This is a genomic window from Burkholderia sp. Ap-955 (genome assembly GCF_011753045.1).
Classification (GTDB): Bacteria; Pseudomonadota; Gammaproteobacteria; order Burkholderiales; family Burkholderiaceae; genus Burkholderia; species Burkholderia lata_D.
Window position 1 is genome coordinate 1 of the sequence record NZ_VWWH01000177.1, and the last position, 4,955, is coordinate 4,955.

Here is a 4,955-nt window from a genome sequence, read left to right on the forward strand (position 1 = left end):
CGCGGCGGGCGGAGGCAGCGCGGGCCTCGGCGCCGCACCGGCTGCCGCTCCTTCGGCCGCACCGTCCCAGGCGCCGGTACCGGCCGCGCCCGACGCGACCGGCGCATCGCAGTAACGGCGCCGTTCAGAACGCGCGCGATGCTGCCGTAATCATGTTGTCATGACAGCTCGCGCGGGCGCTCCGCGCCTCCCCGATGAGGCTATCTACCGACTACGTCCCGCTCACGCGCGATGATCTCGCCGCCAGCGTCCCGCTCGGCTTCGATCTCTACGATGCCGACGGCGCCGCGCTGCTGCCGGCCGGCACGACGCTGCGCGATGCCGCGCAGCATGCCTTCCTGTTCGACCATTTCCGGCCGGTACGGCGGCGCGAGGACGCCGAAGCCGCGGCCTCGCCGCGCGAGCCTGACGCGGCGCCTCAGGCGGCGCGGATGGGGTTGTCGGCGGGAGCTTCGATCGGCATCCGCCGCCGGGTCGGCACGACCCGCGGGCTGCAGCGCTGCCGGTTGATCGGCATCGCCACGTCGGGCGCGCTGTTCGTCGAGCCGCAGCCGGCGGCCACGCTCGACTTCGCGCGTGGCGAAGACATCGAGGCCGTGGCGATCGGCCGTGCCGCGGTGTCGCGTTTCGGCGCGACGGTCGAGTCGGTGCAGGCGGCGGGTGCGTCGCGGTTCCTGGTGCTGTCGCCGCCCGGCTTCGTCGACCGGCTGCGCACGCGCGCGGAGCCGCGCGTGCCGGTGCGGATCGCCGCCTGCTGCGCGGGCGGGGCGGAGGGAGCGGAAGGCATCGGGATGGTGCACGACATCAGCTTGAGCGGCCTGTCGATTGCCGTGGACCGGCCGATCGCCGCAATCGGCGAACCCGTGCGCGTGCAGCTTCCGTACGCGGCGGGTGACCGGGTCGAACTGCTGGCGCTCGACGGCACGGTGCGGGCCGTCCATGCCGATCCGGCGGCGCCCGCGCTGACGCTGCATCACGCGGCGTTCGGCGAGATCGGCGCCGACGACCTGATCCGCCTCAAGGCGCTGCTGTTCGACCGGCTGATGGCGTCGTCGGATACCGACCGGCGGCGCTGATGCAGGGCTGGGCGCACCGGGCGCCGTGCCACGGTATTCAGTGCGTGAATGCCGATAATCGTCTGATGATTCGGTGTATTCCGTGGCGATTGTCTGGTTTCCGTCAACAGTGAATTCGCGATTTAAGTATTTACCCTGATAGCGCCGCCTCCTAGACTTCTACTCATGCGCAACGACCCCGAGTCCGAAGCGCCTGACAAAACAATTCTGGAGGTAACGCATCATGAAATCGCTGATCAAGGCAGTTGCACTGGCCGCCCTGGTGGCCGCACCGGTCGTCTCGTTCGCCCAATCGAACCAGCAGCCGCTGACGCGCGCGCAAGTGCGCGCCGAGCTGGTCCAGCTCGAAAAGGCCGGCTACAACCCGAACGACTGGATGAACTACCCGGAAAACATCCAGGCCGCACAGGCAAAGATCGCCGCCGCACAGAACACCGGTGCGCAAGCGGATGCAACGGGCTACGGTGCGAACCCTGCCGCGGCGTCGCAGTCGGGTCAGCGGGTGGTCGTGCCGGCCGCAACCGACCGTTCGTCGGTGTTCTTCGGCCACTAAGCCCGCTCCCGGATGGCGGCCTTCGGGGCCGCTGTCTCAGCCGTATCGGAAAGCCCGCACTCGTTTCATTCGAGTGCGGGCTTTTTTGCGCCGAAACGTTTCGGAAACGATGTTCGGCGCAATGGATGGCATGACGCCGGATATCGCGCGCAGCGGCGACGGGTTGACGCCCGAGACGGCCGTTCATGTGGTCGCCGTCAATGAAGCGTATTCGTGGCTGGCGGTGAAACAGCTTCGTGTGACCGGCCAGGCGCTGATCCGGAAGGGCGACCGTCGATACGACGAGATGGCGGCGACGGACGCAAGCGGGCAGTCCGGACACGACTACTTCGACGTGACGCCGTTCTTCGAGCGTTATCTGCCGGTCGCGAACCAACCGTGGCTGCCGCCGGTCGAGCGGCGCCCGCTGACAATCCGCCGCGCGTGCGCTAGCATCGCGGTCGATGTCACTGTGGCAGGGTGACCGATGCAAACGGGGCGCAGCAACGCACCGGGTTCCACGACTTCAACGAACAACAAGGAGCATCCATGCGTGTCTTGACCGGTCTGCTGTGCTCGCTCGCGCTGGCGGCGAACGTCGCCCATGCGCAGGCGAATTGTGCCGACGCGACGGATCAGGCGGCGATGACGGCGTGCGCCGATCGCGCGTACAAGAAATCCGATGGGGAACTGAACCGGACCTACCAGGCCGTCACCGCGCGCCTGCGCGATGCACGGCCGCTTGCCGACAAACTCGTGAATGCGCAGCGTGCGTGGATCGCGTACCGCGATGCCGAATGCAACTTCTCCAGCACGAACGCCGAGGGCGGCAGCGCGTATCCGATGGTCGTGTCGACCTGCCTCGACGATCTGACGAAATTGCGCACCGAAACGCTGAAGGGCTATCTGTCGTGCGAGGAAGGCGATCTCGCGTGCCCCGTGCCGGCCAAGTAAGCGGGTAAACGGGTAAGCGGGGCGCGCCGCCCGGCCGGCGGCACCTGCCATCCCGCCGCTGCCGGACGTCGTCCGTTACACGTCGTCCGTTTCGTCGAGCAGCTTGTGCCGCATCGCGTAACGCACCAGCGCCGCTTCGTGCGGCATCTGCATCTTTTCCAGGATCCGCGTCTTGTACGTGCTGACCGTCTTCGCGCTCACGCACAGCGCGTTGGCGATCTCGGTCAGCGTCTGGCCGGCGGCGATCCGCCGGAACACGTCGAATTCGCGGTCGGACAGCCGCTGGTGCGGCAGCGTCTCGGCCGGCTCGTTCAGGCTCTGCGCGAACTGCTCGGCCATCGCGAGGCTCACGTAGACGCCGCCTGACGCCACCTTGGTGACCGCGCCGACCAGCTCCGCGCTCGCGCTTTCCTTCGTCAGATACCCGGACGCACCGGCGCGGAACGCGCGCACCGCGTATTGCTGCTCCGCGTGCATGGTCAGCACGAGGACGCGCAGCGTGGGCTTCTCGTCCTTGATCTGCTTGATCAGCTCGACGCCGTTGCGGCCCGGCATCGACAGGTCGAGCACGAGCACCTGCGCGGGCGTGGCGCGCACCAGCGCGATCGTCGACGGGCCGTCGCAGGCTTCGCCGGCCACCTCGAATCCGGTGGCGTTCTGGAGGATGTGCCGCAGACCGTCGCGTACGAGCGTATGGTCGTCGGCGATGAGCACCTTGATCATGAGATGAGCGTTTCCTGTTGGACGGTACTGAGCGGGAGCGCGACGGTGATCGAGAAACCGCGCGCGAGCGCGGTGTCGATCGTCACGGTGCCGCCCAGCATGTGGGCGCGTTCGCGAATGCCGATCAAGCCGAACGATTTGTCTTCATGGGTCGGACCGCCGGGCACCGAGCCGCGGCCGTTGTCCGCGACGCGCAGCACGCAGAAGCCTTCCTCGACGTCGAGCCGCAGCGCGACGCGCGTCGCATCCGCGTGACGCGCGACGTTCGTCAGCGCTTCCTGGACGATCCGGAACAACGTGGTCGCGCCCGCGCTGGTGAACGTGAGCCCGCCGGTTTCGATGTGCCGTTCGACATCGATTCCGTAGCGGTTCGTGAAATCGTTCGCGAGCCATTCGATCGCGGGCACCAGGCCGAGATCGTCGAGCATCACGGGCCGCAGGTCGGCCGCGATGCGCCGCACCGACGCGACCGTGGTGTCGATCAGCCGCCGCATGCCCTGCAGGTGCGTCTGCACGTCTTCGTCGGGTTGTGTGCGACCCGGCACGCGCAGCTGCTGTTCGATCACCGACAGATCCATCTTCAGCGCGGTGAGCTGCTGGCCGAGGTCGTCGTGCAGTTCGCGCGCGATGCGGGTCTTTTCCTCTTCGCGCACGTTCTGCAGGTTCGCGGACAGTTCGCGCAATTCCTCGCGCGACTGCTTCAGCGCGTTCTCGGCGCGCTGCCGCTCGGTGATGTCGCGGAGCATCACCGTATAGAGCTTGCCCGACGCGTCGCGGATCTGCGAGATCGACGCCTCGATCGGGAACTCCTCGCCGTTGGCGCGCAACCCGAACAGCACCCGCTGGCGGCCCATCTGCCGCTCGGACACGCCCGTCACGCCGAACTGGTCGACGTGCCTGGCGTGCGCGGCGCGGAACCGCTCGGGAATGAAGCGCGACAGCGGCGCACCGATCGCTTCCATCGCGGACACGCCGAACACCTGCTCGGCCATCGGATTGAAGATCACGACCGTCTGCTTTTCGTCGATCGTGATGATCGCTTCCATCGACGAACGGATGATGCCCATCATCCGCGCCTCGTTGAGGATGCCGCGGCTGCTCGCGCCCGAATCGGCGGCGGAGCGGGCGCGCAGCAGCGCATGGATCAGCACCGCGAATGCGATCGACGCGATCAACCCCGCGGCGAGCACGGTGCCGGCTGCGCGTTGCGCCCCGGTGGCGCTCGGGCGGCCGTCTGCGGAATACGCGAGCGTCAGCACGGTGCCGCCGAAATTCAGTTCGTCGGTGCGCCGCATCAGGTCGGGCGATGCCGACGCCTCGTCGGTCGTCGTTTCGACGCTGACGATCGCGCGCCGATCGCCACCTGCGGTGATCCATACGTCGATCCCGCGTTCCGCGTCGAGCGCCCGCTCGACCAGGCGTCGCGGGCTCAACGCCGCGAACAGCACGCCGTCGGCGCCGGTTTCGCGCAGGCCGGGCGGTGTGACGGCCGCACGCGGTGACGCGGCAACCGGCAGGAACAGCGTGAAGGTGCGGGCGTCGCGCGACGTGTCGTCGTCGGCCGGGTGGACGCCGAGCGCGACGTCGCCGGTCTGCAGCGCGCGCCCGAGCGGCGCCGCGTCGGACGCGCCGAAACGCACGACCGGTGAATTCGACGCCGGTGCGCTGAG

General features: G+C 68.3%; 6 protein-coding genes. 4 read left to right on the forward strand and 2 right to left on the reverse strand.

Annotation, left to right across the window (positions count from 1 at the left end):
* Positions 1-194 precede the first annotated feature (194 nt).
* The 4 genes from F3J15_RS36870 to F3J15_RS36885 all read left to right on the forward strand — a co-directional run bounded on the left by F3J15_RS36870 (position 195) and on the right by F3J15_RS36885 (position 2,562).
* Positions 195-1,076 (forward strand): PilZ domain-containing protein, encoded by an 882-nt coding sequence (locus F3J15_RS36870; RefSeq protein WP_166897674.1) that lies wholly within the window; start codon positions 195-197, stop codon positions 1,074-1,076.
* 223 nt (positions 1,077-1,299) lie between these two features.
* Entirely contained in the window at positions 1,300-1,629 is a 330-nt protein-coding gene (locus F3J15_RS36875) for a DUF4148 domain-containing protein (RefSeq protein ID WP_166897677.1), read from the forward strand.
* A 109-nt stretch (positions 1,630-1,738) separates the two neighbouring features.
* Complete coding sequence (locus F3J15_RS36880; protein WP_166897679.1) at positions 1,739-2,092, forward strand: DUF4919 domain-containing protein; 354 nt, start codon at positions 1,739-1,741, stop codon at positions 2,090-2,092.
* Positions 2,093-2,157: 65 nt separating this feature from the next.
* A complete protein-coding gene (locus F3J15_RS36885; protein WP_166897682.1) occupies positions 2,158-2,562 on the forward strand; it encodes a lysozyme inhibitor LprI family protein in 405 nt (134 codons plus the stop codon).
* A gap of 75 nt (positions 2,563-2,637) precedes the next feature.
* Here the strand turns inward: F3J15_RS36885 and F3J15_RS36890 are convergent, their stop codons facing one another.
* Together F3J15_RS36890 and F3J15_RS36895 are read right to left on the reverse strand one after the other, a co-directional pair.
* The gene (locus F3J15_RS36890) at positions 2,638-3,285 is read right to left on the reverse strand and encodes a response regulator transcription factor (RefSeq protein ID WP_166897685.1); all 648 of its coding nucleotides are present in this window, start codon (positions 3,283-3,285) and stop codon (positions 2,638-2,640) included.
* Positions 3,282-4,955: PAS domain-containing sensor histidine kinase (locus F3J15_RS36895; RefSeq protein WP_166897689.1), on the reverse strand; the 1,674-nt coding region annotated here is incomplete at its 5' end. The genes F3J15_RS36890 and F3J15_RS36895, both read right to left, overlap by 4 nt.

Bases quoted from the DNA above. Each gene is read 5' to 3' on its own strand.
- F3J15_RS36880 (WP_166897679.1), top strand. From the start codon at position 1,739: ATGTTCGGCGCAATGGATGGCATGACGCCGGATATCGCGCGCAGCGGC.
- F3J15_RS36890 (WP_166897685.1), bottom strand. From the start codon at position 3,285: ATGATCAAGGTGCTCATCGCCGACGACCATACGCTCGTACGCGACGGT.
- F3J15_RS36885 (WP_166897682.1), top strand. From the start codon at position 2,158: ATGCGTGTCTTGACCGGTCTGCTGTGCTCGCTCGCGCTGGCGGCGAAC.
- F3J15_RS36870 (WP_166897674.1), top strand. From the start codon at position 195: ATGAGGCTATCTACCGACTACGTCCCGCTCACGCGCGATGATCTCGCC.
- F3J15_RS36875 (WP_166897677.1), top strand. From the start codon at position 1,300: ATGAAATCGCTGATCAAGGCAGTTGCACTGGCCGCCCTGGTGGCCGCA.